General features: G+C 66.5%; 13 protein-coding genes. 1 reads left to right on the top strand and 12 read right to left on the bottom strand.

Going from position 1 to position 16,945, the window contains the following annotated elements; translation table 11 throughout:
- Positions 1-43 precede the first annotated feature (43 nt).
- The 9 genes from R6258_RS07245 to R6258_RS07205 form a co-directional block, all read right to left on the bottom strand.
- A complete protein-coding gene (locus R6258_RS07245; RefSeq protein WP_318448995.1) occupies positions 44-550 on the bottom strand; it encodes an STAS domain-containing protein in 507 nt (168 codons plus the stop codon).
- Positions 537-1,712 carry a PP2C family protein-serine/threonine phosphatase gene (locus R6258_RS07240; RefSeq protein WP_318448994.1) on the bottom strand — a complete coding sequence of 392 codons (1,176 nt, stop codon included), beginning with the start codon at positions 1,710-1,712 and terminating at the stop codon, positions 537-539. Before R6258_RS07240 ends, R6258_RS07245 begins: the two co-directional genes overlap by 14 nt.
- 12 nt (positions 1,713-1,724) lie before the next feature.
- Entirely contained in the window at positions 1,725-2,465 is a 741-nt protein-coding gene (locus R6258_RS07235) for a VacJ family lipoprotein (RefSeq protein ID WP_318448993.1), read from the bottom strand.
- Positions 2,465-3,589, bottom strand: coding sequence for a beta-ketoacyl-ACP synthase III (locus R6258_RS07230; RefSeq protein WP_318448992.1), 1,125 nt, complete (start codon positions 3,587-3,589; stop codon positions 2,465-2,467). Before R6258_RS07230 ends, R6258_RS07235 begins: the two co-directional genes overlap by 1 nt.
- Positions 3,590-3,636: 47 nt before the next feature.
- Positions 3,637-7,728: an ATP-dependent RNA helicase HrpA gene (gene hrpA, locus R6258_RS07225; RefSeq protein WP_318448991.1), complete on the bottom strand. Its 4,092-nt coding sequence runs from the start codon at positions 7,726-7,728 to the stop codon at positions 3,637-3,639.
- 124 nt (positions 7,729-7,852) lie between these two features.
- The gene (locus R6258_RS07220; protein WP_318448990.1) at positions 7,853-9,508 is read right to left on the bottom strand and encodes an AMP-binding protein; all 1,656 of its coding nucleotides are present in this window, start codon (positions 9,506-9,508) and stop codon (positions 7,853-7,855) included.
- Positions 9,509-9,671: 163 nt separating this feature from the next.
- Positions 9,672-10,481, bottom strand: a complete 810-nt coding sequence (locus tag R6258_RS07215) for a class II glutamine amidotransferase (RefSeq protein WP_318448989.1) — start codon at positions 10,479-10,481, stop codon at positions 9,672-9,674.
- Positions 10,474-12,297, bottom strand: coding sequence for a vWA domain-containing protein (locus R6258_RS07210; protein WP_318448988.1), 1,824 nt, complete (start codon positions 12,295-12,297; stop codon positions 10,474-10,476). The genes R6258_RS07215 and R6258_RS07210 overlap by 8 nt, the downstream gene beginning before the upstream one ends.
- A gap of 16 nt (positions 12,298-12,313) precedes the next feature.
- Entirely contained in the window at positions 12,314-12,736 is a 423-nt protein-coding gene (locus R6258_RS07205; protein ID WP_318448987.1) for a hypothetical protein, read from the bottom strand.
- Between the two features lie 52 nt (positions 12,737-12,788).
- Between R6258_RS07205 and R6258_RS07200 the strand changes: the two genes are divergently transcribed.
- Positions 12,789-14,948 (top strand): S9 family peptidase, encoded by a 2,160-nt coding sequence (locus R6258_RS07200; RefSeq protein ID WP_318448986.1) that lies wholly within the window; start codon positions 12,789-12,791, stop codon positions 14,946-14,948.
- 10 nt (positions 14,949-14,958) lie between these two features.
- On the opposite strand, the gene R6258_RS07195 is transcribed toward R6258_RS07200, so the two are convergent.
- The 3 genes from R6258_RS07195 to rnd are packed head-to-tail and all read right to left on the bottom strand — an operon-like array spanning position 14,959 to position 16,913.
- Positions 14,959-15,411, bottom strand: a complete 453-nt coding sequence (locus R6258_RS07195) for a YcgN family cysteine cluster protein (protein ID WP_318448985.1) — start codon at positions 15,409-15,411, stop codon at positions 14,959-14,961.
- A 40-nt stretch (positions 15,412-15,451) separates the two neighbouring features.
- The gene (locus R6258_RS07190; protein WP_318448984.1) at positions 15,452-15,742 is read right to left on the bottom strand and encodes a YcgL domain-containing protein; all 291 of its coding nucleotides are present in this window, start codon (positions 15,740-15,742) and stop codon (positions 15,452-15,454) included.
- A gap of 22 nt (positions 15,743-15,764) precedes the next feature.
- The gene (gene rnd, locus R6258_RS07185; RefSeq protein ID WP_318448983.1) at positions 15,765-16,913 is read right to left on the bottom strand and encodes a ribonuclease D; all 1,149 of its coding nucleotides are present in this window, start codon (positions 16,911-16,913) and stop codon (positions 15,765-15,767) included.
- Between the last annotated feature and the right edge of the window lie 32 nt (positions 16,914-16,945).

Here is a 16,945-nt window from a genome sequence, read left to right as displayed (position 1 = left end):
CGAGGCGCCGGGAATCAGGAGGGAGAGCGGGAGGCGAGAGGGGTCAGGAGTCGCTGCGCTGCTGCTGGGCCTCGAGCAGATCGACCAGCGGCTGGAACTCCTCGCGATTGTGCTCGTTCATGCGCATCAGGATGCGATGAGCCTCGATGATGCGCTCATGCAGCCCCTCCTCGTCGGCCTGCACCGCCGGCAACTCGGCCAGCCCGCCCGGCTCGGCGATCGGCGCCTGCATCAACGTGAAGTAGCGCGAAAAACCCATTACATCGAGCATCCGGCGCACATCGGGATGATCGACGACGATGGTCGGTGGATGATCGAGACGCCCCTTGACCGCCAGCGCAACCTTGGCCAGGAAACCCAGTGCCGTGGAGTCGACGTTGGTCGCCTCGCGCAGATCGACGATCACCGTCCGCAACCCCGGCATATCCGCCAGCCGCTGGGCTTCGTTGTCCAACGTGGCACACAGGGTCAAGCGAACATCCCCACACAACTTGAGCACGAAAACGCCGGCATCGAACGCCGCCTTCAATCGCCCATCATGCGTTGTCATGATCGAATCCGCTTAGCGTCATAATAGTTAGATCATCCGGTCGTTCTTCGCCACCCGTGGTGGCACCCTCCTCGCCCGCCGTCAAAGCGGCGCGCAAGGTAGCCAGATCGTCGCAGGCGACGATGCGTCGCTTGAGGTCGTCGAGTCGCGCCGTCAACGTCCCGCCCGGCAGGCCTTCCAGCACCCCGTCGGAACACAACCACAGGCGAAAGTTCGCCGGCAGCGACACGCGATAGGCGGGGTATTCGACATTCGGAAACAACCCCACCGGCATGCCCTCGCCGCCCAACACCTCGACCTCGTCCCGGCTCCTGTCGACCAGCAACGGCATCGGCAGTTGCGCGCCCAGCGAATAGTGCAATTCACGCCGATCGTGGTCGATCACCCCCACGAACAGCGTCACGTGCTTGCCGATGCCGGTGTCGAGCAGCTCGCGATTGAGCTGCGCCAGCCAGCGAGGCGCCAACTCCTCCGCTCGCTGCCCGTCCCACTCGCCCAACCAGCGGTTGCACAGATAGCGCAGCAGTACCGTGACGAAGGCCGACGACGCACCATGCCCCGAGACATCGGCGAAGTAGAACACGCTGTAACGCTCATCGAAACGCTGATAATCGAGGAAATCCCCCGACAAATAGAGCGATGGTGCCAGCCAGTAGTCACAGGCCACGCCATTGATCGAAAGCGGTTGCGGCGGCAGCATCTTGCGCTGGATATGCCAGCCGGCCTGCTGGTCGAGACGCAGCAGCGCCAGGTGGGTTTCCAGGTTCTCGTTGAGTTCGGCCAGTCGCGTGCGGTCCTGGGCATGCTCCTCGGCAAGCTGCTGGTGCTCCAGGGCCCTGACCACCAGGCGCCTGAGCACGTCGGCATGGCGCAGCGGCTCGACCAGATAATCGACCAGGCCGGCATCGACCGCCGGCAGCAGGTCATCGTCGATGCGGGTTTCGGTGACCACGATCGTCGGCAGCCGGCGCGCCAGCAGCGGCCAGTCGTCGCTGCCCACCGCGCGCACGTGCGCGACGATCAGTGCGGCCTCCTCGGGCAATTCCTCGAAGCGCTCGGCAACGGCTACCGTGAAGGTACCCAGACCGAGCGCCGCGGCCAGCGCATCGCGCGCCTCACCGGGGCGGTCGAGGAGACCGATCAACGTACGAGACTTGACCATGGAGTCCGGTTCTCACTCTGCGAAGGCATCCGCATCGAAATCGAAATCGTCGTCGGCGAAGGTGTCGCGGCCCTGCTCGCCGTCGTTGATCTTGAAGCGCCGCTGCTGCAGATAGGTATCGCGCAGGAAACTGTAGCGATCGCCCTGGATCAACTGCTCCTGATCGAGAACGCTGGCCCGGTAATTGATCAGCTCGAGCCCGCGCAGGCCGTAACGGGTGGCGTCGTCCTCGACGTAGGTGACCGGATCGGTGTACCAGTCCGCCGGCAGCCCACTGGCATGGCGCAGGGTGCGCCCGCCGAGCAACGGCAAAACCACGAAGGGCCCCTCGTTCACGCCCCATACCGCCAGCGTCTGACCGAAGTCCTCTTCATGCTCGTTCCAGCCCATCCGCGTAGCCGGGTCGAGGACGCCGCCCAGCCCCAGCGTGGTGTTGACCAGAAAGCGCCCCGAGGCGACTCCGGCATTGGCCCACTTCCACTGCAGTGCGCTGTTGACGATCGTACGCAGTTCGCCGAGGTTGCTGAAGAAATTGCCGACGCCTTCCTGTACCGGCTGAGGGGTAACGAAATCGTAGCCCTGCGCGACGGGCTTCAGCGCGTAGCGATCGATGGTCTCGTTGAAAGCGAAGACGCGACGATTGAAGCCTTCCCACGGGTCCGCCGGATTGGCGGCCGACGGCGAATGGCTGGCACAGCCGGCGAGCGTAGCCGCGGCAACGAGTCCCAGGGTCCCCTTACCTAACTTTTCCATCAGCTCACCTTCCGTAACATGATACTGCCGGCACTGTATCCGGCTCCGAAGGAACACACCACCCCCAACGCGCCGGCCGGAAGATCGTCGCGGTGCAGATGAAAAGCGATGATCGAGCCCGCCGAACTGGTGTTGGCGTAGCGGTCGAGGATTATCGGCGACTGGTCGACATCGGGGTCCCGCCCGAGCACGCGCCGCGCGATCAGGTCGTTCATGTGGCGATTGGCCTGGTGCAGCCAGAGTCGCGACAGGTCATCGGCGGCCAGCTCCAGTTCGTCGAGGTGATCGGCGATCAGCTGTGCGACCAATGGACAGACCTCCTTGAAGACCCGACGTCCCTCCTGCACGAACAGTTTGTCGCCCGCCAGCGGGTCGCTGTCGGTGATGCGGTTGAGAAAGCCCGAATTGTTGCGAATCGCGTTGGAGTAACGGGTGGTCAACTTGCTACCCAGGATTGCGAACCGCGAGTCGGCGCGAGCGACGTCATCGGCCTCGACCACCAGCGCGGTGCAGGCGTCACCGAAGATGAAGTGGCTATCGCGGTCGCGAAAGTTGAGATGCGCCGAGCAGATTTCCGGATTGACCACCAGCGCGCGCCTGGCGCCGCCGCTACGCACCGCATTGGCGGCCACGTCGATGGCGAAGGTCGCCGAACTGCAGGCGACGTTCATGTCGAAGGCATGGCCACTGGCGCCGAGCGCGGCCTGCAACTCCACCGCGACCGCCGGATAGGGGCGCTCCAGGTTCGAGCAGGCGACGATCACCAGGTCGATCTCGCGGGCCTCGACCTGGGCCCGCTCGAGGGCCTCGTGGCTCGCCGCCAGGCCCATCTCGCACTGGATCGAGTGGGCGTCGTTGGCCCGCTCGTCGAGACGCGGACGCATGCGCCCGGGATCGAGAATGCCCTCGGCATCGAGCACGTAACGGCTGTAGATACCCGACGCCTTGACGATGAACTCGCTGCTCGAATGCAGCAGCGGCTCGCGGTCGCCACGCTCGATGGCCTCGGCATGGCGGCTGTTCTCGGCATCCACCCAGTGGTTGAAGGCGGTCACCAGCGCCTCGTTGTCGATGGCGTGGGGTGGCGTGTACAGGCCCGTGCCGGTAATCACGGCGTGTGTCATGGGATTCTCCTCACGGCGGCTGAGCCGCTTCTCGTCTGATTGAGCACTCAGGCCTCACGGCGGCCGGTGATCTCGGCCCAGCGGCGCTCGAGGCGCTTGGCGGATACCGGCATGCGCGTGCCCAGTTGCTGGGCGAACAGCGACACGCGCAACTCCTCGATCCACCAGGCGAACTCGACCAGCGCCGGATCCTCCCAGCCATCGCGACGCTCGGCCTGACGACGGTTGGCCAGCCGAGCCTCGAAGTCCTGGACTTGCTGCATCAGCATCTGATCGCGCATGCGTTCGCGCGGGGCCTTCTCGAGACGAATGCGTGCCGCCTCCATATAGCGTGGGTACTCCTGCAGCCATTCACCAGCTTCGCTGACGAAGCCGGGATGGACCAGTCGCTGCATCTGCGCCTTGAGATCGCCGTAGACCAGCGCCAGCGACAGGCTCAAGTTGCCCTTCAGCGCCTGGGTCACCGCCAGATGGCCCTCGAGCGCGCGATGCAGCGTCGTCACCAGGCCCTCGCCATAGGCCACCAGCTCGCCGCGACGCTCGTCGAGGCGCTGGGTCAACGCCTGCCGCGAACGGGGCAGCGGCTCGAAGGCGATTTCGTGGAGGAATACCGCCGCCACCAGGTCATCGGCGAGCTGCGCCTTGCTGCCGACCTTGGCGAACAGCAGCGCACAGCGCTCGAGCCCCGGCAAGCGCTTGAGCGCCTTGACCTGATCGGGCAGGCGCTGCATCGCCAGACGCTTGACGCCGTGACGATGCGCCTCGTGTGCCTTGGCCGGATGATCGAAGAGCTCCACCGCCAGCGCTGCGGCGCTCGCTCTGTCATCGTGCTTGGCTTTGGCGTCGCTCTGCTCGACCAGCGCCGGGTAGGCGGCGACCCGAATGCCCGCCTGGGTCGTGCTGCGCGACTCGGCCAACGGCGTCTCGGGCAGATCATCGACCGCCTGGCGCGTATCGCCGGCCGCGTCCAGCGCCTGGGCGCCGGCATTGGCGGCCGCGGCGAAGCGCCGCTCGAGCGCCGCCGGATCGCGGCCCTGACCCAGCTCCTTGCCTTCATGATCGACCACCCGCAGGTTCATCACCAGGTGCGGTTCGAGCTGCTCACTGCGCCAATCCTCGCGGCTCAGCCGCAGCCCGGTCTTGACGCGCAGGAACTCGCCGAGCGCCTCGCTCAACGGCACGTCGTCGGGGCTCAGCGTCTCGAGCGCGGCATCCACCCAATCGGGGATCGGCACCACCTGGCGGCGCACCGCTTTGGGCAGCGACTTGAGCAGGGCGATGCACTTCTCGCGTAGCAATCCCGGCACCAGCCACTCGAGGCGCTGACGCGGCAGTTGCGAAAGCATCGCTGCGGGTACGGTCAGAGTCACTCCGTCATCCTCGGCACCCGGCGCGAAATGATAGCTCAACGGGTAGCGCACACCCTTGAGAGTCAGCGTGTCCGGGTAGTGCTCCTCGCTGACCTCATCGGCCTGGCGGGCCATCAGGCTGGCCTTGTCGAGCTCGAGTATCCGCGGGTCGTCGCGCTCCGCCTGGCGCCGCCAATGCTCGAAGCCCTTGCCGTTGACGATGTCGCTCGGCAAGCGCTGATCGTAGAAATCGAACAGCGTTTCCTCATCCACCAGAATATCACGCTTTCGCGCCCTGTCCTCCAGATCCTCGACTTCGTCGATCAATGCCCGGTTGTGGGCGAAGAACGCCGCCTGGGTACGGTACTCGCCCTCGACCAGCGCGCGGCGGATGAACAGCTCGCGGGCCTCGACCGGCGCGATGGGCCCGTAGTGCACCTTGCGCCGGGCGACGATCGGCAACCCGAACAGCGTGACCTGCTCGAAGGCCACCACCTGGGCACGCTTCATCTCCCAGTGCGGCTCGCTGTAGCTGCGCTTGACTAGGTGGCTCGCGAGCGGCTCGATCCATTCCGGCTGGATGCGCGCCACGTCGCGGGCGTAGAGCCTCGAGGTCTCGACCAGCTCGCCGGCCATCAGCCACTTGGGCGATTTCTTGGCCAGCCCCGAGCCGGGATGGATGAAGAACTTGCGGTTGCGCGCGCCCAGATACTCGCGGTTTTCGGTGAGCTGGCCGATGTTCGACAAAAGGCCGCTGAGCAGCGCCTGGTGAAAGGCCGTCTGTTGCCGACGCACGGCTTCGCGCGTGGTTGCAGGGTCCGCCTCGCCGGCGCCAGCGGCCTGGCTGCCAGCAAGAGCGATCGGGGCGGCGGCCGGCACTTGGATGTCCATGTCGCGCAGCAGCTGACGCAACTGCCTGAAGGTATCGTGCCACTCGCGCAGCCGCAGGTAGTTGAGGTACTGCTCGCGACACCAGCGCCGCAGCCGGTTGCCCGACAGCGCTTCGCGAGCCGCCTCGAAACCGTTCCACAGGTTGAGCCAGGCGGCGAAGTCGGAGTCCGGATCGTTCCACTGCTGATGCTTCTGGTCGGCGGCCTGGCGCTTGTCGGCGGGACGCTCGCGCGGGTCCTGGATCGACAGCGCGCTGACCACCACCAATACGTCGCGCAGGCAGTCCTGATCGGCGGCGGCCAGCACCATGCGCGCCAGGCGCGGGTCGATGGGCAGCCGCGCCAGCCGTCGGCCGAGCGGCGACAGACGATTGCCCTCGTCGACCGCGCCGAGCTCGAAAAGCAGGCGGAAGCCGTCCTTGACGAAGCGCGAATCCGGCGCGTCGACGAACGGGAAGGCCTCGATGTCGCCGAGCTTCAGCGAGAGCATCGACAGGATCACCGAGGCCAGGTTGGTGCGCTGGATCTCGGGCTCGGTATAGGCCGGCCGGGCGAGATAGTCCTGCTCGCTGTAGAGGCGGATGCACACGCCCTCACTGATGCGCCCGCAGCGGCCCTTGCGCTGGTCGGCGCTGGCCTGGCTGACCGGCTCGATCGGTAGCCGCTGGATCTTGGCGCGATAGCTGTAGCGACTGATGCGCACCAGCCCCGGGTCGACCACGTAGCGGATCCCGGGCACCGTCAGCGAGGTCTCGGCGACGTTGGTGGCGAGCACGATGCGCCGCCCGGTGTGGCTCTGGAACACCCGATTCTGCTCGGCGTTGGAGAGCCGTGCGTAGAGCGGCAGTATCTCGGTTCCGCGCAGATCGGCGCGGCGCAGCGTATCGGCGGTCTCGCGGATCTCGCGCTCGCCGGGCAGGAAGATCAGCACGTCGCGCGGACCGCTGAACCAGCGCTTGTCGCGCTCGATGGCCTCGATCTCCTCCACCGCGTGGAGGATGCCCTCCTGCAGGGTACGGTCCTCCTCGTCGTCGGCGTCGCGCACCAGCGGCCGGTAATGCAGCTCGACCGGGTAGGTGCGCCCCGAGACCTGGACCACCGGCGCGGGGCGCGGTTCGCTGTCCCCATGCTCATTATCGTTACCCGCCGCCGGCTGGGCGAAATGCCGCGAGAAGCGTTCGACGTCGATGGTCGCCGAAGTGATGATCACCTTGAGGTCCGGGCGGCGCTGGGTCAGCCGCTTGAGATAGCCGAGCAAAAAGTCGATGTTGAGGCTGCGCTCGTGGGCCTCGTCGATGATGATCGCCTCGTAGCGCTCGAGGTCGGGATCGTGCTGGGTCTCGGCCAGCAGAATGCCGTCGGTCATCAGCTTGACCAGCGTGGCGTCGTTGGTCTGGTCGGTGAAGCGCACCTGGTAGCCGACCTGGGCGCCGAGCGGCACCTCGAGTTCTTCGGCGAGGCGCGTGGCCACCGAGCGCGCCGCCAGCCGCCGCGGCTGGGTATGGCCGATCAGCCCGCGCCGCCCCAGGCCCAGCTCCAGACACAGCTTGGGTAATTGGGTCGTCTTGCCCGAACCGGTTTCGCCAGCGACCACCACGATCTGATGCTCGCGCAGCGCGGCGAGAATGTCCTCGCGCTTCTCGGCGACCGGCAACGACTCGGGGTAGTTCAGCGTCACCGGCTGCGCCCGGCGCTTCTCGAGCAACGCCTGCGAACTCGCCAGGCGCGCATCGATCTGCTGCAGCGCATGATCGATCGGCTTGCCGGCCTTCGCCCGCTGACGCAGCTTGGCCAGCCGCCGCCCCTGATCGCGGGCGTCGCGCAACAGGCAGGCGTCGAGTTGGGCCTGGCGACCCTCCAGGGCCTTTAAAGCATCGGGGTTCGAAGCGGTAGCGCGCAAATCGTCCTCGCTGAATTCAATAAACGACCGGCCCGCCACGGTCGTGCCGTGGCGGGCCGGTTATTGTATCGCTTTGCTGCACCCGCGAGCCAATCGTCACGGGCGCTCTGTCGAGCGATGCCGTTCAGGCGTCGCGCAACTCGCGGCGCAACACCTTGCCGACATTGGTCTTGGGCAGTTCGTCGCGGAACTCGACGAACTTGGGCACTTTGTAGCCGGCCAGTTCCTTCTTGCACCAGCTACGCAGGGTCTCCGCGTCCAGCGACTCGTTACGGGCGACGACGAACAGCTTGACCGCCTCGCCGCTGTCCTCGTCGGGCACGCCGATCGCCGCCGCCTCGATCACGTCGGGATGACCGGCGACGACGTCCTCGATCTCGTTGGGATAGACGTTGAAACCGGAGACGATGATCATGTCCTTCTTGCGATCGACGATACGGATATAACCGTCTTCCTGGAGGACGGCGATGTCGCCGGTGCGCACCCAGCCCTGGGCATCGAGCGCCTTGGCGGTGTCCTCGGGGCGGTTCCAGTAGCCCTTCATGACCTGCGGCCCCTGAACGCACAGCTCGCCGGCCTCGCCCAGCGCCAGGTCGTTGCCGTCGGCATCGACGACCTTGACCGAGGTACCCGGCACCGGCTTGCCGATGGTACCCAGTTGGATCGCCGACGGCGGATTGAACGAGACGATCGGCGAGGTTTCGGTCATCCCGTAGCCCTCGGCGACCGGGCAGCCGGTGACCTCTTCCCAGCGCTTGGCCGCGGCCTTGGTCAGCGCCATGCCACCCGAGATGGTCAGCTTGAGCGAGGAAAAGTCCAGCGCCCTGAAATCGTCGCGATTGCACAGCGCATTGAACAGCGTGTTGAGCCCGACGAAGCCGGTGAAGTGGATCTTGCTCAACGTCTTGACGAAGCCGTCGATGTCCCGCGGGTTGGTTATCAGCACGCTGTGATTGCCGGTTTCCATCAGGAACAGGCAATTAACCGTGAACGTGTAGATGTGATAGACCGGCAATGGCGCAATCACCGTCTCGCAGCCTTCGCCGAGCACATCGCCGATCACCGCTCGCGCCTGCAGCATGTTGGCGACCAGGTTGCGGTGCGTGAGCATGGTGCCCTTGGCGACGCCGGTCGTACCGCCGGTGTACTGCAACGCGGCGATGTCGTCACAATTGCGCTCGACCGGGCGATACTGTCGCTTGGCGCCGCGCGCCAGTGCATCGCGGAAGCCCAGGGCGCCGGGCAACGAGTAACGCGGGACCAGCTTCTTGACGTAGCGCACGGCAAAGTTGATCAGCGCGCGCTTGGGAAAGCCATGCAGGTCGCCGAGTTCGGTCACCAGCACATGGCGGATTTCGGTCTTGTCGATCACCCGCTCGAGCTTGTCGGCCATGTTGGCGAGAATCACGATCGCCTTGGCGCCGGAATCGGCGAACTGATGATGCATCTCGCGCTCGGTATACAGCGGATTGGTGTTGACCACCACCAGCCCGGCACGCAGCGCGCCGAACACCGCCACCGGGAACTGCAGCACGTTGGGCAACTGGATGGCGATTCGGTCGCCCGGCTCGAGTTCGGTCTCGTGCTGAAGCCAGGCGGCGAAATCCGCCGCCAGGCGGTCGACGTCGTGATAGCGCAATACCTGGCCCATGCAGCTGAACGCCGGCTTGTCGGCGAAACGTTCGACCGAGGCCGCGAAGACATCGGTCACCGTGGCGTAATCCTCCAACCCCTGCAGGGGCGGACCGGATACGAGAGGCGCAGTGGCGTGCTGGCTCATGAGCTGATCTCCGCTGTTGCGTTCGACCGGGGTCGACGGGCTTTCTTATTGTGCTACTCGGCAAGCGACTTGCCGGTGCGTTGTTGCGGCCGGAAGTCCACGGTCGGCCAGTTCGGCTGCTACCATAGCAGACCGCCCTCGACCGTAAAACGATCGATTCAAACTAACGTTCACTTGCTCGTTCGGGACGGTCATTCGCACTGTAGCGGGCCTGAATGTCGCCGTCGCGCCAGACCAAGAGCTCTCCCGGCCGCATGGCGGTCCAATCCTCGTTGGCCGTCAAAGGTTCGGTGGCCATCACCGAGACCACGTCGTCCAGCGTGGTGTGCTCGCGAAAGTCGACGCTCATCTCGGTGTCGCTGAGATGGGCCCGGCCAAAGGGCGCCCGGCGGGTGAGATGCACCAGCTTGGTCGAACAGTAGGCATAGAGATGCACCCCGTCCGAGAGCAGCAGGTTGCACACCCCCAGGCCGCGCAACTGCTCGCACAGCGCATGCAGCGTCGCCCACAGCGGGCCAGGCTTGGCGGGCGGTTCGGGAAAGCGTTGGCGCAGTTCGCCGAGCAGCCAGCAGAAGGCATGTTCGCTGTCGGTGTCGCCCACGGGGCGATAGAAGGACAACCCCAGCGCGTCCCAGCCCTGCAGTTGCCCGTTGTGGGCATAGCACCAGGGGCGCCCCCACATTTCGCGGGTGAAGGGATGGGTATTGGCCAGGCGCACGTTGCCGACATTGGCCTGACGGATATGGCTGATCACCACGTGCGACTTGATCGGATAGTCGCGGATCAGGCGGGCGATCGGCGAATCCGCCGAGGGGCTGGGATCGCGGAAGTCGCGATAACCGCCCTGCTCGTAGAAAGCGATGCCCCAGCCGTCGCGATGCGGCCCGGTACGCCCGCCGCGATGCAGAAAGCCGGCGAAGCTGAAGCAGATATCGGTGGGCACGTTGGCGCTCATGCCCAACAGCTCACACATGCGGCTCCTCCCGCTCGACGTGGTGCCGTTGCCTACGCGACCGATGCCGGCGCCGCTGGGCGCTGCGGCGCCGGCGCCAGAGCAGCAACAGCACGAGGAGCGCAGCCAGCAGCCACCACAGCGGATGCTGACGTGTTTCGCGGGCGGCCTGATGCAGGCTCGCCGGCGCCTTCTCCCAGAGCGACTCGACCCTGGACGGCAACGACCCCAGCCATTGGCCCAGCTCATTGCCCAGTGCATCGAGCGACGAGCCGGACTTTGCGGGCTCCTCCTCTTGCCCGCCCCCCTCAAGGACCTCGACCTCGGGCCGATCGAGGCTGGCACCGCGCAGGCCGGTATCGGCCTGCGGGTTGAGTATCAACGGCGGCAGTTCGATGGTTCGCGTCTCGCCGTCAAGTGTCACGGTGGCCGTCAGCGCCAGCGGCAGTGAAACCGACTCGTCGACCTCGGGTAGTGCGATCCGCCAGGTCTTGTCGTCCTGCGCACGGACCGACAGTGACTCGCCCTGCAGTGTGGCGGCGATCTGCGTGTTGTCGCTATTCAGTCGCGGGTGCTCGGCGTGCAGCTTGACGTTGCCGCCCCCGCCATCCAGCTCGGCGCTGATCGGCGCCAGCACATTGACCGCCTGGCGCCGCTCGCGAACGAACCGATCGTTCTCCGCGACCACCGCCAGGCGTGCATTGCCGACCTCGCGCGGCGGCGCCAGGACACCGCGAAAGCTGTCGCCATCGCGCTCGAGGGCGACCGATTGGCGCACCCGGCCGTCGATGTCACGCAGTTCGGCGCGCATCTCGAGGCCGGGCGGCGGCGCGTCGGACGCCGCATCCGACTGGCTCAGGCCGGCCTCGATGGGCGTTGCGAACCCCTGGTAGAGAGTCGTCGGCAATTGCGGAACGCGCAGTGCCAGGTCCGACTCGACGCTGACCCGGCTGTCGGGTCCCACGTCGCCCTCGATACGCCACTGCCCCGCTTGCGGCCGCGGAACGTGGATGATGTCGAAGCGCGGCTGATGCTGCCAACGGATCGCAGGCGAATGCTCCTCGAGCGTGTGGCGCTTGCCGTCGGGGCCGATCAGCACCGGTGCCGGCGAGTCGGGGCCGTGGAACAGCAGTGCCGAGAACGCATCGACGCGTTCGTCGATTGGAAAGCTTTGTGCGTCGAGCGGCACCTGGTCGCGCGGGAAAATGCGATCGAACACATCGAGGAAAGCCCGCAGCAGCGCCTCGGGATCCTCGGCGACCGCATTGAGGCCATCGGTCTCGCGGGACAGGCCCTCGAGCAGGCTCGAATCCACGCCCGAGGAAAAGGCAATGGTGTGGATCACCACCGACTCGTCGGCCAGGGTGGGCGCCAGCTGCTCCATCAGGCGTCGGCGAGAAGCCTCGTTGCGGACACGCTCGCCGCCGCTGCCGGGTATGTCGATCATCCCGTCGGTGAGTAGTATCAGGTGCCGCTTGCCATCGGCGGGGGCTGCGTTGGCAGTCTCGCGCACGGCCTGCTCGATATCGGTATATTGCTGATAGTCGGATAGCGCCGGTTTCAACGCCAGCGCCCGTTGGCGCCAATTCTCGTCGACCGTCGCGCTAGGCAGTGGGTTGGCCACGCGGCTGCCGAACGTCCACAAGCCGCCACGCGCGCCTGCAGGCAACAGCGTCACCATCAGTTCCAGCGCACTGTCGCTGAGACGGTTGGGATCGTTACGCTTCATGCTCCCCGATACATCGAACAGCAGGCGTACGTCGGGGGGAGCCGACTCCGCAGCCTGCAGCGTCCCGCACAGCAGTAGCGTCAAGGCCGCAGCAATCAACCCTCGCATGGCGATTCCTTAGGCCTTAGCCAATGACCGGTTCACGGCGCGGAGCCGGCGCCTGGTCGCGATCCTCGCCCGCGTCGTCGTCGTGTTGGCTAGCGCGGCGACGCAGCCCCCACCAAGCCAGCACGCCGAGCGCCGCGCCCAGCGCCATACCCAGCAGCAACAGCATGGCGGCTCCTCCCAGCGCAGCGACGTCGTGCTGCAGGAAGGCGATGCCGGCTACCACCACCGCCGGGGCCATGCCATGATAGGTCGCATCCGCATCAAGCAGCGGCAGGGTGAAACTACAGGGCATCCAGATCAGCCCCGCCACCACACCGGTGACGACGAACCGCGGCAACCTGGGCAACCAGCGTATCGCCAGGTAGCCCGTGATCAGCACGACCAGCGACAATGCCACATAGCTGCACCAGAGAAGTGGCATCGAGTCGGAAATCAGCATTGCTCTAGGTTCTCCCTCTACACGTTTTGTTCATCATGGTACACCGCGTCCAATGAAAGCACAGCAGCCCATTCCAACGTCGCCCGACGCCCCGATTACGCGCTTCAGGCGCCCCGCGGATCTTTACTGGCACTGGCTCGAACAGCGCGACGATCCGCAGGTAGCGGCTTTCCTCGAAGCCGCCAATCGTGAGTGCGACGACTGGTTCGAGCCGCTCGAGCCACTGGTCGAGGCGCTCTACCAGGGCCACCTGGCGCGCCGGGAGCTCGCCGTCAGCGGCCTGCGCACGCCCCTCGAACGCTACACCTACTGGAGCGAGACGGCCGCCGACGCCGATTACCCGGTGTGGTGGCGCCACCCCAATGACCACGCCGAACGCCAAGAGTGCCTGCTGAATCTCGAGGCGCGTGCCGGCGAACGGCATTTCCTCGAGCTCGGCGACCTGGCGATCTCTCCCGCCGAGGACCGCCTGGTCTGGACCGAGGACAGCCGCGGCGACGAATACTTCGATCTGTATCTGCGCGTCCTGCCCGACGGCGAACCGCGCCTGGTGCTCGAAGGCATCGGCCCCGAGCTGACCTGGGCCGAGGACGACCGCACCTTGCTGTTCACCCGCTACGACGCCACCCAGCGCCCGGCCAGCGTGTGGCGGCTGGACATCCATGGTGGCGAACCCGTCATGCTGTTCGAGGAGCCCGACGTCGAATTCTGGGTCGGCCTGGGCAAGACCCGCTCGCGTACCTGGCTGGTACTCGAGAGCGCCTCCAAGGACACCTCCGAGTGCCATCTGATTCCCGCCGCCGCGCCGCATACCCGGCCCCACTGCGTGCGTCCCCGGGAAACCGGCGTCGAGTACGCGCTCGAGCATCGACCGGGGTATTTCTACATCCTGCACAACCGTGAGGCGACGCACTTTTGCCTCGATGTGGCCGACGAGGACAACCCCGAACGCTGGCAACCGCTGATCGCCCATCGCGACGACCAGACCCTGGAAGGCGTCGACGCCTTCGCCTGGGGCCTGGTGATCACCGAGCGCGATCACGACCAGGCCCAGGTTCAGGTGCGCGTCGTCAGCCTCGACGACCGTCACGCCATTACCGGCGACCGTCGCCTGCCGCTTCCCGAGGCGCCGTGCAGCGTGGCGCTCGGCGACATACCCGACTTCGCCACGCGCCGTCTGCGCCTGCGCGAGGAATCGTTCACCCTGCCGCCACGCTGGATCGAGCACGATCTGGACGGCGACAAGCGGCGCCTGCTCAAGACCCAGCCGATCCATGGCGACCTGCCGCCCGAGCAACTGGTCTGTCGGCGCCTGTGGGCGACCGCTCACGATGGCGAGCGCATCCCGGTATCGGTGATGGCGCGGGCCGACCGGCTCGGCTCGGAGCCGCTGCCCACGTTGCTTTACGGCTACGGCGCCTATGGCGCGGTGCTCGACCCATGGTTCTCGGTGGCGCGCCTCGAACTGTTGTCGCGCGGGGTGGCCTTCGCCGTCGCTCACGTCCGCGGCGGCGGCGACCGCGGCGAACCGTGGTACCTGGCCGGCAAGCTCGAGCACAAGGAGAACAGCTTCCGCGACTTTCTCGCCGCCCGTCAGGCGCTGGTCGAGGCCGGTCTCGCCGACGAGCGACGGATCGCCGCCTACGGCGCCAGCGCCGGCGGCCTGCTGGTGGGGGCGAGCCTCAATCTCGATCCCGGCGCCTTCTGCGCGGCGGTTCTCGACGTGCCGTTCGTCGACGTGCTGCGAACCATGGAAAATCCCGACCTGCCGCTGACCACCGCCGAATACACCGAGTGGGGCAATCCCGACGAGCCCGATGCGCGGCGGCGCATTCGCGACTACTCGCCGCTCGACAACCTGAGCGACCAGCCCTACCCGGCGATCTTTCTGCAGGGCAGCTGGCACGATTCGCGGGTGCCCTACTGGGAACCGGCCAAGCTCTATGCGCGGCTCAACGAGCTACGCGCCGCGCACCAGAACGCCGAGGGGCACGCCCCTGCGGCGGAGCTATCGGAGAAGCGCCCGACGGATCGCCGTGCGGATGGCCGCCCGACGGAGGGCCGCCCCGCGGATCGCCGCCCCATCCTCCTACGTAGCGACATGATCTCGGGACACGGCGGTGCCTCGGGGCGCTTCAAGGCGTGGAAGGACAACGCCCGCCAGGACGCGTTCCTGCTCTGGGCGTTGGGCCTGGCGGAGAATCGCGGCTAGCCCAGCGAAATCACGGCTCGTCGATCGACAGGATGTCGATGATGCGGTCTTCCCAGTCGGCTTCATCGATGGCGTCCTCGGCGATCGCGAAGCTGGCCACGCCGATCCCGGCACGCTGTACGCTACCGGGATCGCCCGAGATCAGCGGATGCCAATCGGCCAATCCTCGCCCCTCCTCGAGGCGGCGATAGGCACAGCTCGACGGCAGCCAGCGAAACTGCGCGACGAGCTCGCGGGTCAGCGGCACGCAGCCGGGTACGCGTGCACTGCGGTTGGCATAGTCGCCGCATCGGCACGCCTTGATATCGAGCAGTTGGCAGGCGACATCCAGCGTGGCGATGTCACCGCTCTCCTCGTCCTCCAGCTTGTGCAGGCAACAGCGCCCGCAGCCGTCGCATAGCGCTTCCCACTCCTCGCCGGTCAGTTCGGCGAGCGGGTAGCGCTCCCAGAAACGCTCTCGCAACTCATCACTCCCGACCGGATGCTAATTCCGGCCCTACTGGCTAGTCAGGCAATTCGGTGGGCACCCGATACAGATCGAGCAGATAATCTTCCTTGCCCGGCGGCATCTGCAGGTAGTAGCCCTTGTCGGCGATGGCCGCCAGCACCTCGCTGGCATCGGCCCGCGCCAGTCGGCGTCCGGGGCCCAGCAGCAGGGTCAATACCGGCTGCGGCTTGCCGAAGCGCTCGAGCAACGCCTCGGGCACCGCGTCGAAGCCCTGGCGCTTGTCGACGAAGAGATACATCTCGTCCTTGCGCGGGCTACGGAATATCTCGCATAAACGCTTGTCCATCGTGGCGATCCTCGTGGCCCTGCTATACCGTCCCCTGGGCATCGACAGCGGCGCCATCGAGCGCTTGGCGCAGCTGCTCGGCGAGCAGTTCGCCGCGCCAGCCATCGGGCAGCGGCAATGCCCGGCCCTCGAGATCGGCGGCGACCAGCGCTTCCAGTTCGCGGCGCCGGGCCAACACCTCGGGTGCCACGCCGAGTCGCTCGGCAGTCTCGCCGACGCAACGCTTGAGCAGTTTGAAACGCTTCTTGAAGGGCCCCGACAGCGGCGAAGGCAGGGCCGGCGGCAATTCGGCTTCATCGAGCTGCGTCGCTGCGCGGACCAGCCCCAGCAACACATCGCCCTCGCGCTTGACCAGGCTCGGCTTGATGCCCTCCACGGCCGCCAGTTCATAGCGGTTGGTCGGCATGCTCTCGGCCACGGCGAACAGCACCTTGTCGCTGACCAGCCAGTTGCGCGGCAGATTGCGGCTACGCACCTCGGCTTCGCGCCAGGCGGTCAGGCGCTGGTAGGCGGCGATCGAACGCGGCGTGAGCCGCCATAGCTGGCGATGGCGGCGAAACCATTCACCGTCGCTGTCCAGGCCGCGCTGCGCCTGGTTCACCAGCGCGGCGCAGTCGGCTTCGAGCCAGGTCAGCCGCTGGCGTTCGAGCAGTGCCTCTCGCTGCGCCTCCCAGAGCGTCGGCAGATAGATCACGTCGAGCGCGGCATAACGACACTGGGCCTCGCTGAGCGGTCGTACCAACCAGTCCGAGCGAGTCTCGTCCTTGGGCAGGTTATCGCCGGTCCAGTGCTCGACAAGCCGTTGATAGCCGATCGCCGGATCCTCGGACAGCAACCCCTGGGCCAGTTGGGTATCGATCAGCGGCTGCACTACCACCCCGCTCCAGTTGAACAGCACTTCGAGGTCCTCGCTGCTGGCGTGCAGCAGCTTGACAGGCCCCTCGGGGCCCAGCAGCCGGCATATCGCCGGCGTCGCGGCGAGTGCCTGCGGGTCGATCAGGTAGGCGTGCTCGCCGGCCGAGAGCTGAATCAGCGCGGCCACCGGATGAAAGCTGGACTCGCGGAAGAATTCGGTGTCCACGGCCAGCCAACGGGCGTCGGCGAGTTCGTCGCAGATCGCATCGAGGGCATCGGGGGTATCTATCCAGTGACTGATCGGTTCCTGGGGCATGAGCGTCCTGCGGTGGATGAAACGGAAAGCGG

Source organism: Halomonas sp. HP20-15 (assembly GCF_033446685.1).
GTDB lineage: Bacteria > Pseudomonadota > Gammaproteobacteria > Pseudomonadales > Halomonadaceae > Modicisalibacter.
This window is presented reverse-complemented; position numbering and strand designations above follow the sequence as displayed.

What these genes read in the sequence shown, in the direction of transcription:
- R6258_RS07245 (WP_318448995.1), bottom strand. Translation starts at nt 550, where the DNA reads ATGACAACGCATGATGGGCGATTGAAGGCGGCGTTCGATGCCGGCGTT.
- R6258_RS07240 (WP_318448994.1), bottom strand. Translation starts at nt 1,712, where the DNA reads ATGGTCAAGTCTCGTACGTTGATCGGTCTCCTCGACCGCCCCGGTGAG.
- R6258_RS07235 (WP_318448993.1), bottom strand. Translation starts at nt 2,465, where the DNA reads ATGGAAAAGTTAGGTAAGGGGACCCTGGGACTCGTTGCCGCGGCTACG.
- R6258_RS07230 (WP_318448992.1), bottom strand. Translation starts at nt 3,589, where the DNA reads ATGACACACGCCGTGATTACCGGCACGGGCCTGTACACGCCACCCCAC.
- R6258_RS07220 (WP_318448990.1), bottom strand. Translation starts at nt 9,508, where the DNA reads ATGAGCCAGCACGCCACTGCGCCTCTCGTATCCGGTCCGCCCCTGCAG.
- R6258_RS07215 (WP_318448989.1), bottom strand. Translation starts at nt 10,481, where the DNA reads ATGTGTGAGCTGTTGGGCATGAGCGCCAACGTGCCCACCGATATCTGC.
- R6258_RS07210 (WP_318448988.1), bottom strand. Translation starts at nt 12,297, where the DNA reads ATGCGAGGGTTGATTGCTGCGGCCTTGACGCTACTGCTGTGCGGGACG.
- R6258_RS07205 (WP_318448987.1), bottom strand. Translation starts at nt 12,736, where the DNA reads ATGCTGATTTCCGACTCGATGCCACTTCTCTGGTGCAGCTATGTGGCA.
- R6258_RS07200 (WP_318448986.1), top strand. Translation starts at nt 12,789, where the DNA reads ATGAAAGCACAGCAGCCCATTCCAACGTCGCCCGACGCCCCGATTACG.
- R6258_RS07190 (WP_318448984.1), bottom strand. Translation starts at nt 15,742, where the DNA reads ATGGACAAGCGTTTATGCGAGATATTCCGTAGCCCGCGCAAGGACGAG.
- rnd (WP_318448983.1), bottom strand. Translation starts at nt 16,913, where the DNA reads ATGCCCCAGGAACCGATCAGTCACTGGATAGATACCCCCGATGCCCTC.